General features: G+C 61.2%; 20 protein-coding genes. 14 read left to right on the forward strand and 6 right to left on the reverse strand.

The genetic code is table 11. The annotated features are described in order from the left end of the window. Positions 1-18: 18 nt before the first annotated feature. A complete protein-coding gene (locus RI518_RS01650) occupies positions 19-1,020 on the reverse strand; it encodes a phosphate ABC transporter substrate-binding protein PstS family protein (RefSeq protein ID WP_310671688.1) in 1,002 nt (333 codons plus the stop codon). 246 nt (positions 1,021-1,266) lie between these two features. On the opposite strand from RI518_RS01650, the gene RI518_RS01655 reads away from it, so the two are divergent. From RI518_RS01655 to RI518_RS01670, 4 genes are read left to right on the forward strand one after another with little or no spacing between them, the layout of a single operon-like run. Beyond that, complete coding sequence (locus RI518_RS01655) at positions 1,267-2,190, forward strand: hypothetical protein (protein ID WP_310689187.1); 924 nt, start codon at positions 1,267-1,269, stop codon at positions 2,188-2,190. Between the two features lie 9 nt (positions 2,191-2,199). Beyond that, positions 2,200-3,135: a UDP-glucuronic acid decarboxylase family protein gene (locus tag RI518_RS01660; protein ID WP_310671685.1), complete on the forward strand. Its 936-nt coding sequence runs from the start codon at positions 2,200-2,202 to the stop codon at positions 3,133-3,135. Positions 3,136-3,141: 6 nt separating this feature from the next. After that, on the forward strand, positions 3,142-3,861 hold the full coding sequence (locus RI518_RS01665; protein ID WP_310671684.1) for a gamma-glutamyl-gamma-aminobutyrate hydrolase family protein: 720 nt from the start codon (positions 3,142-3,144) through the stop codon (positions 3,859-3,861). Between the two features lie 10 nt (positions 3,862-3,871). Then, a complete protein-coding gene (locus tag RI518_RS01670) occupies positions 3,872-5,284 on the forward strand; it encodes a hypothetical protein (RefSeq protein WP_310689188.1) in 1,413 nt (470 codons plus the stop codon). Between the two features lie 2 nt (positions 5,285-5,286). Here RI518_RS01670 and RI518_RS01675 read toward each other — a convergent pair whose 3' ends face one another. Genes RI518_RS01675 through RI518_RS01685 form a run of 3 tightly spaced genes read right to left on the reverse strand, consistent with a single transcriptional unit; the run spans position 5,287 to position 7,448 of the window. Next, positions 5,287-5,586: a P-II family nitrogen regulator gene (locus tag RI518_RS01675; RefSeq protein WP_310671682.1), complete on the reverse strand. Its 300-nt coding sequence runs from the start codon at positions 5,584-5,586 to the stop codon at positions 5,287-5,289. Further along, positions 5,577-6,566 carry a sodium-dependent bicarbonate transport family permease gene (locus tag RI518_RS01680; protein ID WP_310671681.1) on the reverse strand — a complete coding sequence of 330 codons (990 nt, stop codon included), beginning with the start codon at positions 6,564-6,566 and terminating at the stop codon, positions 5,577-5,579. Before RI518_RS01680 ends, RI518_RS01675 begins: the two co-directional genes overlap by 10 nt. 48 nt (positions 6,567-6,614) lie before the next feature. Further along, positions 6,615-7,448 (reverse strand): IclR family transcriptional regulator C-terminal domain-containing protein, encoded by an 834-nt coding sequence (locus RI518_RS01685; protein WP_310689189.1) that lies wholly within the window; start codon positions 7,446-7,448, stop codon positions 6,615-6,617. A gap of 112 nt (positions 7,449-7,560) precedes the next feature. Between RI518_RS01685 and RI518_RS01690 the strand changes: the two genes are divergently transcribed. The 6 genes from RI518_RS01690 (at position 7,561) to RI518_RS01715 (ending at position 12,658) form a co-directional block, all read left to right on the forward strand. Beyond that, positions 7,561-8,571, forward strand: a complete 1,011-nt coding sequence (locus RI518_RS01690) for a glycine betaine ABC transporter substrate-binding protein (protein WP_310689190.1) — start codon at positions 7,561-7,563, stop codon at positions 8,569-8,571. A gap of 58 nt (positions 8,572-8,629) precedes the next feature. After that, positions 8,630-9,286, forward strand: coding sequence for an ABC transporter permease (locus RI518_RS01695; protein ID WP_310671678.1), 657 nt, complete (start codon positions 8,630-8,632; stop codon positions 9,284-9,286). Then, on the forward strand, positions 9,283-10,416 hold the full coding sequence (locus RI518_RS01700) for a betaine/proline/choline family ABC transporter ATP-binding protein (RefSeq protein WP_310671677.1): 1,134 nt from the start codon (positions 9,283-9,285) through the stop codon (positions 10,414-10,416). Before RI518_RS01695 ends, RI518_RS01700 begins: the two co-directional genes overlap by 4 nt. Continuing rightward, on the forward strand, positions 10,416-11,177 hold the full coding sequence (locus RI518_RS01705; RefSeq protein WP_310689191.1) for an ABC transporter permease: 762 nt from the start codon (positions 10,416-10,418) through the stop codon (positions 11,175-11,177). The genes RI518_RS01700 and RI518_RS01705 overlap by 1 nt, the downstream gene beginning before the upstream one ends. A 97-nt stretch (positions 11,178-11,274) precedes the next feature. After that, on the forward strand, positions 11,275-12,030 hold the full coding sequence (locus RI518_RS01710; RefSeq protein ID WP_310689192.1) for a tyrosine-protein phosphatase: 756 nt from the start codon (positions 11,275-11,277) through the stop codon (positions 12,028-12,030). Positions 12,031-12,037: 7 nt separating this feature from the next. Beyond that, positions 12,038-12,658: a DNA-3-methyladenine glycosylase gene (locus tag RI518_RS01715; protein WP_310689193.1), complete on the forward strand. Its 621-nt coding sequence runs from the start codon at positions 12,038-12,040 to the stop codon at positions 12,656-12,658. Here the strand turns inward: RI518_RS01715 and RI518_RS01720 are convergent. Then, positions 12,655-13,278, reverse strand: a complete 624-nt coding sequence (locus RI518_RS01720; protein ID WP_310671673.1) for a VTT domain-containing protein — start codon at positions 13,276-13,278, stop codon at positions 12,655-12,657. The genes RI518_RS01715 and RI518_RS01720 overlap by 4 nt on opposite strands. Before the next feature lie 128 nt (positions 13,279-13,406). Between RI518_RS01720 and RI518_RS01725 the strand changes: the two genes are divergently transcribed. After that, complete coding sequence (locus RI518_RS01725) at positions 13,407-13,550, forward strand: hypothetical protein (RefSeq protein WP_310671672.1); 144 nt, start codon at positions 13,407-13,409, stop codon at positions 13,548-13,550. 21 nt (positions 13,551-13,571) lie between these two features. On the opposite strand, the gene RI518_RS01730 is transcribed toward RI518_RS01725, so the two are convergent. Then, positions 13,572-14,255, reverse strand: a complete 684-nt coding sequence (locus RI518_RS01730; RefSeq protein WP_310671671.1) for a trimeric intracellular cation channel family protein — start codon at positions 14,253-14,255, stop codon at positions 13,572-13,574. A gap of 139 nt (positions 14,256-14,394) precedes the next feature. Here RI518_RS01730 and katG point away from each other — a divergent pair, with 139 nt between their 5' ends. The 3 genes from katG to RI518_RS01745 all read left to right on the forward strand — a co-directional run. Beyond that, positions 14,395-16,557, forward strand: a complete 2,163-nt coding sequence (katG, locus tag RI518_RS01735; RefSeq protein WP_310689194.1) for a catalase/peroxidase HPI — start codon at positions 14,395-14,397, stop codon at positions 16,555-16,557. A 130-nt stretch (positions 16,558-16,687) separates the two neighbouring features. Then, positions 16,688-16,825, forward strand: a complete 138-nt coding sequence (locus RI518_RS01740) for an SDR family oxidoreductase (RefSeq protein WP_397428155.1) — start codon at positions 16,688-16,690, stop codon at positions 16,823-16,825. 215 nt (positions 16,826-17,040) lie between these two features. Beyond that, on the forward strand, positions 17,041-17,782 hold a 742-nt coding region (locus tag RI518_RS01745; protein WP_310689195.1), incomplete at its 3' end, for a SulP family inorganic anion transporter.

Below are 17,782 nucleotides of genomic sequence, written 5' to 3' on the forward strand. Positions count from 1 at the left end.
GACTTGTCGAACAGTGTTCTAGCTGCCGAGTCCGGCAACAACTTCGAGCTGCTCAGCCTTCTGCTCGTCGGTCAGAGCGACCAGACCAGCACCAGCGGCGATGTCTTCGTTGCTGTCGATCACGAACTCGTAGAACGCGAGCACCTCGGGGCGCTCGAGGGCTTCCGAAGCCGGGAACATGAACAGGCCACGGCCGAGCGGGGTGTAGTCACCAGCGAGAAGGTTCTCGACGGTGGGCTCCACACATCCGTTGCCGGAGTCAATGGCGAGACCCTTCACTTCGTCCAAGCTCTCCTGGTAGAAGGAGTAAGGGATGAATCCCATGGCTCCCACGCCACCAGCAACACCCTGGACGGCCAGGTTGTCATCTTCACCAATGTTGGTGTAGTCGGTGCGGATGTTGCCCGACTCGCCGTTGATTTCGTCGGTGAAGAAGTCGAAGGTTCCCGAGTCAGTTCCGGGACCGTAGAGGACGAGGTCTTCGCTGGCAAGGTCGCCGGCGTCGAGGCCGTCCACTTCACCCCAGGTGGCAACAGTCGAGTCAACGTTCCACATCGCGGAAAGCTGCTCGGTGGTGATGCACTCGAGGGGGTTGTCCTGGTTGACAACGACCGAGAGGGCGTCGTTAGCGACGGTGATCTGGCCGAATTCGACACCGTTCTCGTCGCACAGAGCCTTTTCTTCGTCCTTGATGCCACGCGAAGCGTTCGAGCCATCGGTTTCACCGTTGCAGAACTTCTCGAAGCCTCCACCGGTACCGGAGATACCCACAGTAACCTCGACGCCGGTCTCCTGCTGGAACAGCTCAGCGGCCACCTCAGCAAACGGACCCACGGTGCTGGAGCCATCCAGCAACACGGTGCCGGACAGTTCAGCGGTTTCTTCAGTGGTCTCTTCGGTGGTCTCCTCAGCGGCTTCGGTAGGAGCCGGTGCCGGCTCTTCCGCTTCGGTCGCACACGCGGAGAGCAGCAAAAGCCCGGCCGACAATGCGGCGACCGGAGCGATCAGGTGCTTTTTCACAGTGATACTTCTCCTCTTGGATTGAATGAGGGCAGTGTTTTCTGCCCGCGCCCCATATTCAAAGCCTTACGTAGACGCCCAGTGGTCAAGTGGTGAACGAAAGGAAAACTCTCGGGGTGGGCGGTGCGGACAAGACCGTCAATCGCGACCCTCCCTGGCGATGCGAACATCGGCCGATTCTGGTTTTCTTGGGTAAACAAAAGGTGAACACTCACCGCGGTGGCCTCAGCTTGAGACAATGGAAGCATGAGTATCCCTGACCGCACGACACCGTGGTCTACCCGCGGCTCTGCTGTGCTCATCGGATTGGGCCTCGCGATGTCGCCCGTTGCCCTCAGCGCCCACAGTGTGGTCGAGGTCGTGGAGAACACCGAATACGTTGCGGATTCCCTGGAGCCCCTGATTGAACGACCCGACATTCAGCAACAGCTAGTCGAGCAAGCGCTCCAACCCCTCACCGAAGCGTTTACCTCGGAAGCCGTTATCTCCTTCCTTGTGGAATCCGCGGGAGTGCCGGATGCTCTGCCAGAGGGCCTCCAAGACAGTGCCGAAGGGCTCATCCAGCCGCTCATTGATCAACTCACCAACCAGGTGGAAAATACGGCGGCCGACATTGTCGCCAGCGAAGCCTTCGCCACGAGTTGGCGCACCGCCGTGGGCAATTCGCACCGCTCGTTCCAAGACGCCGTCATCAACGGCGGCGAGATCGACATCGCCCTCCCGCTACAACCGTTTTTGGAACTGGTTCGAGATGACATTGCCGACTCTGGCTTCGCCGGCTTAGAGCGCCTTCCCATCCCAGAAGTCTCTCTCCCACTGTTCACGGTCGAGCCACCGGAGACCTGGCAGCGCGGCTACAGTATCGCCGCGGCAGCTGACCCGTGGCTTGCCCTGCTCGCCGTCGGTTTCACCGGGCTGGGGCTGTGGTTTGCGAGGCGTCGAGACCTAGCCTGGATCGCCATCGGCGTGGTGACACCACTGGTGACACTCCTTCCGGTCTTCGTCGCACGAGTCTTTATTCACAACCACGGTCCGTCTCTGGCCACCGACGCAGCGGTGGCCCTGATGGGTCGCCCCCTGGAGGTAGCCGCCCTGGTGTCCGTGGTCGTGGTCTTGGTTTCCGCCACTGGCTGGTTTGTCGAGAGCAGGCGGCGGGTCACTATCGCCTAGCATGTGGTGATGCGCATCCTCGTCACCGGCGGAGCCGGTTTCCTCGGCTCCCACCTCGCCGATCGACTGGTGGCCGACGGCCACGAAGTGATCGTTGTCGACAATTTCTTCACGGGGAGTAAGAAAAACCTGTGGCACCTGCACAACCAGTTAAATGTCGAAGTGATTCGTCACGACATCACCTTCCCCCTGTACGTCGAAGTCGATGCCATTTATAACCTCGCCTCTCCCGCCTCCCCCATCCACTACCAGCGAGACCCCGTCCAAACCACAAAGACCAGCGTGTTGGGGGCAATCAACATGCTCGGTTTGGCCAAACGTTTGGGAGTGCGCATCTTCCAAGCCTCCACCTCGGAGGTGTACGGCGACCCGGAAGTCCACCCGCAACCGGAGTCGTATTGGGGGAAGGTCAACCCCATTGGCCCTCGCGCCTGCTACGACGAAGGAAAACGCGCCGCCGAAACACTCTTTTTCGATTACCACCGGCAACACGGAATGGATATTCGAGTGGCGCGAATTTTCAACACCTACGGCCCGCGCATGGCACCCGACGATGGCCGGGTGGTCAGTAACTTCATCCTCCAGGCTCTCCGCGGTGAGCCGATCACGATTTACGGTGACGGTTCGCAGACACGCTCATTTTGTTACGTCTCCGACCTGGTCGAGGGGTTTGTGCGACTCATGGATAACGATCGGGGCCTGGTGGGCCCGGTCAATCTCGGCAACCCGGGCGAGTTCACCATGAACGAGTTGGCCCACGCCGTGCTGGAGGCGACCGGGAGTACCTCGCCCATCGACTACCAGCCGCTGCCAGAAGATGACCCGAAGCAGCGAAAACCCGATATCAGCCTGGCCACCTCGGAGCTCGGGTGGGAACCGAGCGTCCAGCTCCGCGAGGGGCTCGACCAGACGGTGCAGTACTTCCGCGGCGTGCTGGCCGAGTAGTCCACCATGGCGAATCCAGTCATCGGGCTCAGTTGTTACCGCACCCACGGGACGATGACCATTTATGACGGTGAGCTCGCGTCGCTGCCCGGGCAGTACCTCGACTCCGTCACTCGAAGCGGCGCCACCGCCGTCCTCCTGCCACCGCAACCATTGGATGCACCCCAGGCGCGAGAGGTCATGAGCAGGCTGGATGGCCTACTGCTCACCGGCGGTTCCGATATTGACCCCGCTCGATACTCCCAGGAGCTCTCGGCGCGACACGAAGGATTCGACACTCTCCGAGACGCCAGTGAGGACGCCCTGCTCACGGCCGCACTGGAGGCAGACTTACCCATTCTGGGTATTTGTCGGGGTGCTCAAATGCTCAACGTCCATTTGGGTGGCACCCTGCACCAACACCTCCCTGATGTGGTCGGCCACGACCGCTACCGAAAACCCGGTCACTCTTTCACCCCAGAGCCCATCAGCATCGAGCCGGGCTCGATGCTTCAGGACGCCCTGGGCGGCGATGTCGAGGTGAACGGACCGGTTCAACACCACCAAGCAATCGACCAGCTCGCGCCCGGGTTGGTGATCTCAGCCAGAGGTGGTGACGGGGTGGTCCAAGCGGTGGAGTGGCCCGAGAAAGACTTTTGCCTGGCCGTGCAGTGGCATCCGGAAGAAGACGCCTCAGACGATCGCCTCGTGCGCGCCCTGGTTCGACAGGCGAGCACGCACACCTAGGCTGGCGATTATGCGCTCCCCTGTTTCCCGCGCCATCGCCGCTCCCCTGATCGGGGCGATTGTGGCGTGGGCGCTGGTCCTGCTCGCGCAGTACTCCGATCTTTTTGTGCGCAACGTTTTTGACGACGGCAACCTGGTCGGCAGCGATCCGGCAGTGGCCGTTTCCACCTATCTAGTGTTCCTCGCCGTGGCGGTGCCCGCCGTGGCGGCACTGTGGAGTCAGCGCGTGGCCATCAGGGAGCGTGTTGCCCTCGGTGGCGAGGCCCGACTGGAGCGCGCCGCCCACCGTTTCGCCACACTGGTCTTGATCGTGTCGATGGCGCTCGCAGCCATTCTCGCCATCGGAACCTTTATCGAGGGCTTCGTTGGCCCCGGGCAACGCCCTGACCTGCTCGTGCGACTGGGCAACGTGTACGCCCCGATTCTTCTCTACACGGCCCTCGTGCTCACCGTTCTGCTCAAGGGCTTTGTGTTCCGACACGACTCGCTGCCGAAATCTTCCGAGTTCACCTCGGCCGATGGTGTGCCCACCGCGTCACCCCCACAGGCTGACCCCTCCAACGCCTCTGGTTCCCAGCCGCGACGCGATCTCGGCGCTGCCTACGCGATTCCGATTGTGGCGAGCGCGATCGCGCTCATTGTCGGACTGATTGTCTACGACGCGACGGGTAACTCACTCGAAGTGTGGGTGTGGGTCGCCATTCAATTTCTCATCGGTGCGGGCATTGTTGCCGGCACCATCTATGGCGAGCGGGCTATTGCCAATGGGCCGGTGGAGGCGAGCTCGCGCAGTCGAATCACCCTGGGAGCCAGGCGGCTGTCTTTTGTTCTCTCCATTGTCTTCGCCGTCGTGGTGGGAATAATGGGTTTTGGTTTCGGCTCGTCCGCGATCGATTCCCTGCGCAGTCAACCCTTCCTCTCCGTCCAGGCGATCTCTGGACCCAACGCCTCGGAGGACCCGGTCGAGGTGGCCCTCAACGGCGGCGACTTAGACGAGGGCTCCCGCATTAGCCTCACCGTGGAGCCCTCGGGCCAGGAACTTCTCTCCGACACCGTCAGCGCAGACGAGTACTACTACCACTCCGTAGAGTTAGGAAGCACTCTGGCCGCCGGTGAATACTCTGTTGTCGCCAAGGCGACCAGCCGTGATGGCCGAAGCCTGGTCGATAGCCGGGACTTCGTCGTCGATGACACCGGTGCCGTCTCCTGGGATGGGGATAAGGCGTCCGCCGAGCGATGGTCCGAGGACAACATTCTCATCGTGCAACCGGATGTGGAGTGGTGGATCGAGGACCTTCTTCCCGCCTTCGTGCTGGTGGTGCTCTCGCTCGGCGTCGTGCATCAGAGCCTCATCCGACGAAATGACCCGGAGGGTGCCTTCCTCCGAGCGGGTTCGTCTCGCCACGCGACTGACGAGGCCTGAGGCTAGAAGTGTTCCCCCCGCACCACGGAGGCTTGGCTTAACCACGCGACACAGGCGTAGTGGGAGAAGTATTTGTCTTGGAGCATCGCGAGGATGCCCAGAGCAGTGTCGTGTGGCAGCACCGTCTCGATGCGAATGTTTCCGCCCTGAATGTCACCTTCTCGCTGACCGCGAACCCCCGCACCGTGTGCGGGGGTGACCGTGTAGCCGGGCACACCCGCCGCGCTCAGATCGGCGACCAGTCGGGACTCGAGGGCCGATTCGGCGACAATCGTCACGACCGTTCTCGACGTTAGTTCCATCCGATGAGTCCCCCCAATGTCTCGGCGTACCAGTAGTACAGGGGAATCCCTGCGATGAGGTTAAACGGGAAGGTAATTCCCAGGCTGGCGGTGAGGTAAATTCCGGGGCTCGCTTCTGGCAGGGCCAGGCGGACGGCAGTCGGCGCGGCGATGTAAGACGACGAGGCCGAGAGGACCCCGAGAAGGGCGGCGCCCCCGACCGAGAGTCCGGCGAAGAGGCCTCCGGCCACTCCGGCGAATCCGGCGAGGAGCGGGAAAAGTGTGCCAAAGGCGACCAGACCCCAGCCGGTCCTTTTCACATCCGGTAGTCGCCTGCCCGCAACAATGCCGAGCTCCAGCAAAAACAGTGTCAGCACGCCGGTGAACAGTCCACCAAAGAAGGGCTCGATCGAGGCAAAACCCGCGCTTCCACTGGCCACACCGATGGCGAGCCCACCGACCAACAACACGATTGATTTTCCGGAGAGGACTTCTTGGAGGGATTCACCCCAGGCGATTCCGCCTTTTCTCGCCCGGGAGGCCAGCAGCAGCCCCACGATGATTCCGGGGACTTCCAAAATGGCGAGAAGTGTCACCAGGTAGCCTTCGGCGAATTGCCCCGAAGACTCAATAAAGACGAGTGCGGCGGTGAAGGTCACCAGCGACGTAGAGCCGTAGTGGGCGGCCAGCGCACCCCGGTTTATCGCATCGAGCCGGGTGAACCACCAGGAGATGACGTAGGCCCCGAGGGGAATCAACACACCGAGTAGGAGGGTCACCGCGATGGGTAACCAAATTTCTTGCAGCGAGGAGTCGCGAAGCGCGACCCCACCCTTAATTCCAATACCCAGCAGCAGGTAAATCGAAATGGCTTGATAGACCGGCTCAGGCAAGCGCAGGTCGCTTTTCACCGCCACAGCGAGCAGCCCGAGTGCGAACGCCAATACGGGCGGGGAGAGGAGGTTCGCGATAGCTAATTCGACGACACTTGTGGTCTCCACTCGATGCCCCCTCGTGAGCTCCGCTCCAGGTTACTAGAGGGCCGGGTTCTAGTCGCTCGCGGCGCTGGCCAAAATGTCTGAGATGCGCCTCGCGTGGCTGGTGACCGCCTCGCCCATTAGTTCGTAGTGGCCGCCGATCCGCTCGCGCACAGCCCCCACAGCAATCGCCCCCACGGCGGTTCCGGTGGGATCAACGATCGCCGCCGCGGCATCCACGATGTTGGGGTTTAGCTCACCGACGCTCACCGCATAGCCGACTTTCTGGACTCTGCGCGCGACCCGTTTCAAGCCGGAAAAGCTTTTAATGCTCCCGGGCTGGCGCCTGAGCTTGCGCAGTTGAGGAGTGTCTCTGGGTAACCGTGGGGTGTCTTCGGGCGGTGGCCGCCAGACGCCGTGTTCTTCCCACCACGCCGATAATTCGCTATCTGAGTAGGTCGCGAGGATGGCCCGACCCGACGCGGTGCGAAGCGCAGGCAGGGTGACGCCGCTCATGCTGCCGTCCCGGAGCGTGTGTTGGGACAATTCGGTGCGCACCGTGAGGACCCCTCCTCCGCGTAATACGGTCAGGTGCGCAGATTCTTCTGCTTGCACGACGAGCTCCAACAGGGTGCGCTGGGCGAGGCCGGCGAGGTGCGCCTCACGGGTTCGAAGAGCCATCGCGTACAGGCGGTGGCCGAGGGCATATTTCTTGGTCACCGGGTGTCGCACGAGGAGTCCCACTTCAAAAAGAGTCCTGCACACACGGGAAATTTGGGCTTTGTCCCGACCGGTTTCCACCGCGATGTCGCCCACGCCGAGGCCGCCCTGTTCGAAGACTTCTTCCGAGCCCAGAAGCTCCAACACGTCGAGGTCTCTGACCAGACCAGAGGTGTGTGTTGCCATCCAGACCACGTTAACAGCTGGTTGACATATGGACAACGCTATTCGACGCCCGGCGAGCGAGGCCCTTACGGTGGGGTCACCTATGCACAACATAAGGAGGCATACGAAACGAATGAAGTTATTCAATAAGAGTGCGATTGTGGCCGCTGGGGCCGCCAGTCTTCTCGTTCTTTCTGGCTGCGCCGCAGGCGGAGAGGGTGAAGTAGCGGAAGATCCCGCTCCGGCAGGAGACGACACCGCTGAAGAGACCACAGAATCGGACGCGCCAGCGACCGACCTCTCCGGAGTGTCCATCACCGTCGGATCGAAAGACTTCGACGAACAGCTCATCCTCGGCTACATGCTGGTGGAAGCGTTTGAAGCAGCTGGTGCGGATGTCACCGACCAGGTGAACCTCGGTGGAACCAGCGTGGCCCGCGAGGCTCTCGTCTCCGGTGCCATCGACACCTACATGGAGTACAACGGAACGGGTTGGGTCACCCACCTGGGTAACTCGGACCCCAGCTTCGACCCTGACGAACTCACCGAGGGTGTGCGCGCTCAGGATCTCGAAGAGAACGGAATCCACTGGTTGAACCGTGCCCCGTTCAACAACACCTACGGGTTCACCTCCAGTCCTGACGCCACTGAGGCAAATGGTGGAGAACCGTACTCCTTGCAGACAATGATGGAATACGTGGTGGACACACCCGACGCCATCGTGTGTATGGAGTCGGAATACCCGTCCCGTGATGACGGCCTTGTGCTGATGGAAGAGGCTACCGGCCTGACCATTCCTGAAGACCAGCGCCTGATTCTCGACACTGGACTCATCTACACCGAGACCGCAGCGAACAACTGCGACTTCGGTGAGGTGTACACCACTGATGGTCGGATTGCCGCCTTGGACCTCACCTTGGTCGAAGACCCGGGCGTAAACATCCTGTATAACGTCTCGGTCAACCTCCGTGACGAGGTCTACAGCCAGGCTCCCGAAGCCTTCGACTCGATTGTGGAGAGCATGCTTTCGCCTCTCGACAACGACCGGATGGCCGCGTTGAACGCTCGCGTCTCTGCTGAGGGTGAAGACCCCCGCGCAGTCGCAGCTGATTACCTCGCTCAAGAGGGCCTACTCGCCGAGTAAGTAAGTGGATGTGGGAGGGGGCTTTGCCCCCTCCCACATCACATTCACAAAGGAATTTATGGAATTCATTGGGAGTCTGTGGGAGTTCCTCTTGGGACGCCCCGAACAGGTACGAGACGCCATCTTCGAGCACCTCCTCTACGTTGTCGTCGTGGTGGGACTGGCGAGCGCCTTTTCGATCATGATCGGCGTGCTCACCCGTTACAACGTTTTCGCCCGCGAACTATCGCTCGCGATCGGCTCGGTGTTTCTCACCATTCCCTCGCTGGCGCTGTTCACCATCTTTATCCCGCTGGTGGGCCTGGGCTTTTGGCCCTCCTTTATCGCCCTGTTTTTGTACGCAATCCTCCCGGTGTTGCGAAACACCGTGACCGGTCTTGAGCAGGTTGACCCCAGCGTGCTGGAAGCGGCCAAAGGGATGGGTCTGACCAACACGGAAGTGCTCTTGCGGGTCCAACTCCCACTGGCCTGGCCCGTCATCCTCGCCGGAGTGCGCATCGCCACCATGTTGACCGTCGGAATCGCGGCCATCGCGACTCTGGTTGCGGGCGGTGGCCTCGGCGACTTCATCAAGAGCGGCCTCGCGAGGTTGCCACTACCGAACTCTCTGGAATCCATCTGGCTCGGCACACTGCTGTGTCTGCTGCTGGCTTTCGTTATTGACCTTGGACTGAAAGTCCTGAAAACCGCAACGATCTCAAGGGGGATCCGATGACCGACGACGTTCTCATCAGACTAGAAGACGTCACCAAGCAATACGGGGGCACCGAAGAGCCCGCAGTCAACAGCTTGACCCTCGAGGTCATCCGCGGCGAAGTATTGGTCCTGGTGGGACCCTCTGGTTGCGGTAAGTCCACCACGCTGCGGCTGATTAACCGACTGATTGAACCCTCTTCGGGGAAACTCTTCCTCGACGGTGAAGATGTCACGAGCATCAACGCCAGCATGCTGCGACGCAAGATTGGTTACGTCATCCAGCAGGTCGGACTCTTCCCGCACCGCACGATCGCCGAAAACATCGCCACCGTGCCCAAACTCCTCGGTTGGGATAAGAAGAAAATCGACGAGCGCGTGGACGAACTGCTCGAAGTGGTCTCCATGGATCCCAAGACCTACCGCGAGCGCTACCCCAAAGAGCTCTCGGGTGGTCAAGCCCAGCGCGTGGGTGTGGCCCGCGCCTTAGCGGCCGATCCGGATGTGCTGTTGATGGACGAGCCCTTCGGAGCAATCGACCCCATCACCCGTGACCGTCTGCAAAACGAGTTTCTCCGCCTGCAGCAAGACTTGAAGAAAACCATCGTCTTTGTCACTCACGACATCGACGAGGCGATCAAGATGGGTAACCGCATCGCGATTCTTCGCGAAGGGTCCGAAATCGCCCAGCTCGATACCCCAGAAGCGATCTTGGCCGACCCGGCCGACGAGTTTGTCGAGAACTTCCTCGGCTCCGGTGCCATCCTCAAATCGCTCACCCTCGCGAAAATTAAGGACCTCGAGCTGCACCAGGTGCCGGTCTTGAAAGCGCCGGTGATGCGGGATAAGGCCCTGGAAACCCTCCAAGAGTCCGAAGACTCCACGGCCATTCTTCTCGATAAAGACGACAAACCGCTTCGCTGGCTCGACCAGTCGGCGCTGAACCGCACCAGTCAGCCCATCGAAAAAAGCGGTCGTCCGATCACCGTCGACCTGCAGCCAGAAGACACCCTCCAGGATGCGTTGACCGTGATGTTGCAGTCCTCGACCGGCCTTGCGGCCGTCACCGACCGCAAGGGAACCTACCTGGGATGCGCGACGATCGAGAGTCTCGCCAATTTGATCGTGAGCGGTCAGGGAAGTAAAAACTAATGACTGCACTGCAGCCACTGAGACGCCAAAAGACGCCGCTGTCCGAGCGGTTAGACCTCATTGTCACGCCCGTCTTCGCCAGCATCTTGGCGCTGCTCGCGCTTGTGGTCTGGCTGTACTCCGACATCGATTCGACCACGCTCAGGATTCTGGACCCGGAGACAATTGCCCGGCAAATTCGACAAACGATCATCCTGGGTTTCCTCTCCTCCGGGCTCGTGGTCTTAACCGCGGTACCCATTGGCATCATCGTGTCGAGGCGTGGCTTCCCGAGGTTGAAGAGCTTCTTGGTCGACTTCCTGGGCCTGGCCCAGGCGCTTCCCGCCTACGGCCTGATCGTGATTTTCTTCACCTTCATGGGAACGGGTATCGAGACCGTTGTCTATGCCCTCGCGCTCTTCTCCCTGCTGCCCGTCCTGCGAAACACGATTGTCGGCCTGGAACAGGTCGATAAGTCGGTCATCGACGCGGGCCGCGGAATGGGCTACTCCCGCTTCCAAGTGCTCACCAAAATCGAGCTGCCCCTCGCGGTCCCGGTGATCATGGCCGGTGTGCGCACGGCCATTGTGATCAACATCGGTATGGCCGCGCTGGCGTTCCTCGTCGGCGGTGGCGGTATCGGTGAGACCATCAACTCCGGTTTGAAGAACAACCGCGGCCCCGCAATCCTGATCGGTGCCGTGTTGGTTGCCATCTTGGCGATGGTTTTCGATTTCCTGAGCGCTCTGGCCGAAAAGTACCTGAAGCCCAAGGGCGTCTAGCCGCCACCCGCAGTAAACACTCACCACTGAGGCGCTAGTGTCCTGGCTGTAAGTGTGTGGGCCGTGTTGCTGTGTGCTAGTCGTTGGGGGTGAGCCAATGAGCGTGTTCGCCGTAGCGAACCTTCGAGACCTCGCGGGAGTGCGCCTGGGTCGGGGGCGAATGCGCGCAGAACAGCTCTACCGCGCAGACGATGTGAGCACGGTCGATGCCGACGGCGCCCGTGCACTGCAGGACCGGGGCATTCGACACGTCTTTGATCTGCGCGGTGTGCCCGAACAGGAAATCACTGGGCGAGGCCCCCTAGAAGCCTTCACCGGCTACGACCACCTCCCCTTTGTCCTCTCACCCGCAAGCGACCCTGCGCGCCCGAGCGCTGACGAATTGGACTCTGCGGCGAGTCCTCCGCTGCCGGCCCTGAGCCCCGAGGCTGTGGGGCGCTGGTATCTGAGCGTCACCCTCGACTCGGCCGACGTCATTATCCGAGGCCTGGACTCACTGAGTCGCGTGGAGGGCGCCGCGGTTTTTCACTGTGCCGCCGGGAAAGATCGCACCGGTATTTTCGCGGCCTCGATCCTCTCCGTGTTGGGCGCCCCGGATGAAGAAATCGTGGCGGATTACCACGCCAGCGAGGAGCATCTAGAGCGGGTCTTTGACCGGTTACGCGCCGCCCCCTACGGTTTTTTCCTCGAAAACATTCCTCACGCTGGTGCACTGCTGCGGGCAGAAAAAGACACAATGCGGGCATTTCTGTCTCACGCCGATCGCGACCACGGCGGACTTGTCGAGCTGCTCATTGCCCGCGGTCTCCAGAAAGACTCCATCGACCAGCTGCGCGCGCGGCTCATCGACTAGGGCCGCCGTGACAGACACAAGCTCCTACGATGACGCCCTCGCGCACCTTCGCGCCTCCTGTGAGGTGATGGCGGAGCTGATTGAGACGCACCGGCCACCGGGCTTCGCCCCGGTGGAACCGGAGAAATACTTCGACGTGCTGGTGGTGTCGATCATCGGCCAACAGTTATCGGTTCGCGCAGCGGACACCATCGAAGCGAGGCTTCGACAACTGGTGGGTCCGCTCACCCCCGAGGGGCTCCTCCAGGCCAGCCACGACGACCTTCGTGCCGTGGGCTTTTCTCGATCCAAAGTCGCCTACAGTCACGGCTTAGCCGAAGCGTTTTTGGACCACACCATCACCCCCCACCTCCTGACCGATGCACCCGATGAGACCGTCGTGTCGACATTGACGGCGCTGAAGGGAATCGGTCCGTGGACGGCGGAAATGTTCATGATGTTCGGTCTGGGCAGACTCGACGTGTTTTCCCCCGGGGACCTCGGCCTTCGCCGCTCGATGGAGCATTTCTTTGGAGATTCGTCACCGTCGATTGCCGAGCGGTGGAAGCCCTACCGCTCGGTGGCGGCGTGGTACCTGTGGGAGCACTCCGATCAGCTCCAAGGCCGGGTTATCGACCCGCAGGCCTAAGCTCCCTCCGGGCCCCCGGGCCGTGCTGACCAGTTGTCTCCCTGGCGCCTGATGAGCCAGTCGATTGCGAACCCCAAGGCCACGGCGAGCACCACGGCAATCACCAGAGCCAGCCACCACTGGTCGCCAAACCAGGACCCGACGCCCGCGCCAATACCCACATACGCCCCCGCCCACACCACGCAGCCCGCCGCGGAGAGGGCCACAAAGCGCCCCACCGGATACCCGCTGGAGCCAGCGGCGGCATTGACCAGAATCCTGCCGTAGGGAATGTAGCGAGCCGTCATGATGTAGAGCGGGCCGCTGGCATCCAGTCGGAGCCGAGTCCAGGCCAATGCGCGGCCCACGCGTGAGCCGGTGCGCAGCCAACGGGTGCGCGCCAAGCCCCGACCGACAAAAAACACTCCCAGGTCACCCAGGTGTGCTCCGAGCGCGGCCACCGCAGCGAGTCCGAGAAGGTTGGGAGCACCCAGGCTGATGGCCGTACTGGCTAAACCAGCCACCACCGTTTCACTGGGCAACACAATGGTGAAGGCATCGGCGGCGGAGAGAAGCAACACAATGGGGTACACCCAGAGCGATTGGGCAAAATCGAAGGCCACCGTCTCGAACGCAGTCACTCCAAGAGTTCTACGCGATGAAAGTAAACAGCGAGATGGCGCCTCACCGACACCGGTAGCCCTCAAAGCATCGACTACTACGCTGGGGCCACCGGACACATATGCCACCCACGAAAAAGGAGGCTCCGATGAAAACTAACCGTCCGAGCAACGAATACGAGCTGCGCGAAGGGCAAGCAGAAAAAGCTCGGCTCAACGCAGAAGAGATTCCCCAAGAGGAACTCGAAGAACAAGAGCGTGAAGAGCGTAAGGGTCTCAACGACCCGAACTAAGCCGCCGGGCTGTCTCGACCCTTACTGATGCTGCGGCAGGTTGATGGGTCCTGTGTAGTCGTCGCGGCGCCAGTTCGGCAGTTGCCAGTTAAACGCGATGGCGAGCACTCGCCAGGTGGCAATCACCAGCGCCGACACCGCGACAGATATCGCCGGCGAGGTGCCCAGTTCGTTCAAACCCCACACCAACCAGCCGCCGGCGAAGGCGATGATCGCGTAGTGCTGGTAGCTCGCCACCGACCACGGCACTTTATTGAGCAGAATGTCGCGCAGGATTCCGCCGACCGAGGCGGTGATCACGCCCATCATGGTCGCGATCAGCGGACTGGAATCCACCTGCAGTGCGAGTTGCGCGCCGGAGGCGGCAAAGACTCCGAGCCCTAGCGCGTCTGGCCACTGGATGGCGCGCTCAGTGAGGTCGAAATGCCGAGAGCGCAACACCATCGCGCCTACCAGCGACAGTCCGATGATGATCCACAAATACTCCTGGTGAATGACCCAGAAGAAGGGCGAGCGATCGAGCAGTAAATCGCGAATCGTGCCCCCGCCGAGCGCGGTGAGCAGTGCGATCACAATCACTCCGACGAGGTCCAACCTCGCCCGCACGGCCGCCACCACACCGGAGATTGCGAAGGCGACCACTCCGATCGCTTCAAACACGTAGAGCACCGTCTGCACGGCACTGTCGCTGATGACCACGTCCACGCTCACAGTGTGCCAGCAGCCGTCGGGATTTCCGCCGAGAACCCAGCTCAGCTGATACCCCTATGGGTATAGTGAAGTCAGCAGCGTTGATGCCCCCATTACGCTGGTGAACACGCAACCTCAAGGAGATCTACCCCGCATGGAAACCGAAGCCAAATGTCCCATCGTCCACGGAGCAGCGAGCACACAGGGTGTGGCGAACATGGAATGGTGGCCCAACGCCCTGAACCTCGACATCCTGCACCAGCACGACACCAAAACCAACCCTTTGGGGCACGAATTTCACTACCGCGAGGAGCTCAAAAAACTCGACGTTGACGCCCTGAAAAAGGATCTCCACGAGTTGATGAACGACAGCCAGGTGTGGTGGCCTGCTGACTGGGGCCACTACGGCGGACTGTTCATTCGGATGGCCTGGCACTCCGCAGGCACCTACCGCACCGCGGATGGCCGCGGTGGCGGAGGTACTGGTTCACACCGTTTTGCTCCGCTGAACTCCTGGCCGGACAACACGAACCTCGATAAAGCGCGTCGCCTGCTGTGGCCGATCAAGAAAAAGTACGGCAACAAGGTCAGCTGGGCTGACCTGATGATCCTCGCCGGAAACATTGCCTACGAGTCGATGGGGCTAAAGACCTTCGGTTTCGGTTTTGGTCGTGAAGATGTCTGGCACCCCGAAATCGACACCTACTGGGGTGCGGAAAAAGAGTGGCTGGCACCCAGCGATAGTCGCTATGAGTCGGTGGAAAATCCGGCCACGATGGAAAACCCTCTCGCCGCGGTGCAGATGGGGCTCATCTACGTGAACCCGGAAGGGGTCAACGGAAACCCCGACCCCTTAGCGACCGCCGGTCAGATTCGCGAGACCTTCGCCCGGATGGCCATGAACGACGAAGAAACCGTGGCGCTCACCGCCGGTGGCCACACTGTCGGTAAATCTCACGGTAACGGCCGGGCAGAAAATCTCGGACCCGAGCCCGAAGCAGCCGACATCAGCGAACAGGGCCTCGGCTGGAACAACCACACGACGCGCAGTGTCGGTCGTGACACCGTGACCAGCGGCATCGAGGGCGCGTGGACTACCGAGCCCACCAAGTGGGACAACGGTTACTTCTACCTGCTCTTCACCTACGAATGGGAACTCACCAAGTCACCCGCCGGAGCGTGGCAGTACCAACCCGTCGGCATTAAAGAAGAAGACATGCCCGTCGATGTGGAAGACCCCTCGATTCGTCTCAACCCGATGATGACCGATGCCGACATGGCGATGATTGCTGACCCCGCGTACCGGGAAATCTCGGAGCGCTTCTATAAAGACCCCGACTACTTCTCGGATGTCTTCGCTCGGGCCTGGTTCAAACTCACCCACCGCGACATGGGACCCAAAGTCCGCTATGTCGGACCCGACGTCCCCGAAGAGGACCTGATCTGGCAAGACCCAGTACCGGCTGGACGAAGCGACTACGACGTCGACGCCGTGAAAGCCCGCATCGGTGAGACCGACCTCTCAATTTCCGACATGGTCTCGACCGCGTGGGACTCGGCTCGGACATTCCGCGGTTCTGACATGCGCGGTGGCGCCAATGGGGCGCGATTGCGCCTAGCCCCTCAGCGCGAATGGGAAGGCAATGAACCCGAACGCCTGAACCGCGTGTTGGGCGTATTGGAGCCCATCGCCGAAGAGTTTGGCATCAGCGTCGCTGATGTCATCGTCCTGGCGGGCAACGTGGGCGTGGAGCGGGCCGCAAAAAATGCCGGGGTCGATGTGAGCGTTCCCTTCAGCCCGGGCCGTGGTGACGCCACACAGGAGCACACCGACGCTGAATCGTTTGAACCACTCGAGCCGATTCACGATGGTTTCCGCAACTGGGTGAAGAAAAACTACACCGTGCCCGCCGAGGAGCTGATGCTCGATCGGGCTCAGCTCATGGGGCTCACCGCTCCCGAGATGACCGTCTTGATTGGGGGCATGCGCACTATCGGCACCAACCACATGGGCACCCAACACGGCTACTTCACCGACCGCCTCGGTGCACTCACCAACGACTTCTTCGTGAACCTCACGGATATGTCCAACGTGTGGGAGCCCCACGGTGACAACCTGTACAACATCCGCAGTCGCCACGACGGTCAGGTGAAATGGACAGCGACCCGCGTGGACCTGGTGTTTGGGTCGAACTCAATCCTCCGCTCCTACGCCGAGGTCTACGCCCAAGACGACAACAAGGACAGGTTTGTTGACGACTTCATCAAGGCCTGGAACAAAGTGATGAACGCCGACCGATTCGACCTGGTTCACTAGTCTCATCGCGTTACTGAGGGCCCCATCACGCATCGGCGTGGTGGGGCCCTCCTTTGTCAGGTGCCCCGCTTTTCGAGGGCGCTCAAAAGCCGCTCGCGGATCGCGTCTCCAGCATTTGGAGCTTGGCGGATTGACTTCACTGCACCCGATTGGCCGCCTCGGCGAGGCGGAGGAGGTTGCTGAAGTGGTCTGTTTCCTCCTCTCCGATCGGTCCTCGTTTGTCACGGGATCTCAGTACGTCGTCGATGGCGGTTACGTCACGAGGTAACACTCTCGTGCGGTGGGCCCCACCTCCGGGTGGGGCCCACCGCATTTTCCCTGGCGCCCACTGCGCCGAGTGGTCTGCTCGGGTCATCCGCCTGCACACAATGCCGGTAGGGTCGAAGAAGTAGCGGTTTATGTTCCGCGCCTCCTGCGGCCCGTCGGTGTGCCTGTCTGAAGCAGAGATTCAGTCCATCCCTTCCCCTCACAGACAGGTCTTGTGTGTCCGCCGTTTCTTCTGCCCCTGAACCCCACAACCGCTACCGCATCGAGCCCACCGTCTGGCAGGCACTTCGCTCACCTCGTCTGCTCACCCGTGAAGTACTCGCCGGTCTTGTCGTCGCCTTAGCGCTCATTCCCGAGGCGATCGCGTTTTCGTTGATCGCCGGGGTCGACCCCCGGGTGGGACTGTTCTCGTCTTTCATCATGGCCGTCTCGATCGCCTTCCTGGGGGGCAGGCCCGCCATGATTACAGCCGCCACAGGCGCCATCGCCCTGGTGATTGCGCCAGTGGCCCGCGAGTACGGGCTGGAATATTTCATCGCGACCGTGATTCTTGCCGGGGTGTTCCAAATCATCTTTGCCCTTTTCGGGGTCGCCAAACTGATGCGCTTCATTCCCCGCTCCGTCATGGTCGGCTTCGTCAACGCTCTCGCCATCATGATCTTCACCTCACAGTTGCCGGAGCTCCTGGGTGTGCCGTTTATGGTCTACCCGTTGGTGGCAGCCGGTCTGCTGATCATGTGGCTCATGCCCAAAGTCACCAAGGTGGTCCCCGCACCACTGGTCTCCATTGTGTTGGTCACGACAGCGGCGGTGGTCTGGGGGCTCAATGTCCCCACTGTCGGCGATAAGGGTGAACTGCCCCAGTCACTACCGTCCCTGTTCATACCCAACGTCCCGTTGACCTGGGAAACCCTGGAAATCATCGCGCCCTTCGCCTTCGCCATGGCCGTCGTGGGTC

It is taken from the genome of Pontimonas sp. (genome assembly GCF_031581085.1).
GTDB lineage: Bacteria > Actinomycetota > Actinomycetes > Actinomycetales > Microbacteriaceae > Pontimonas.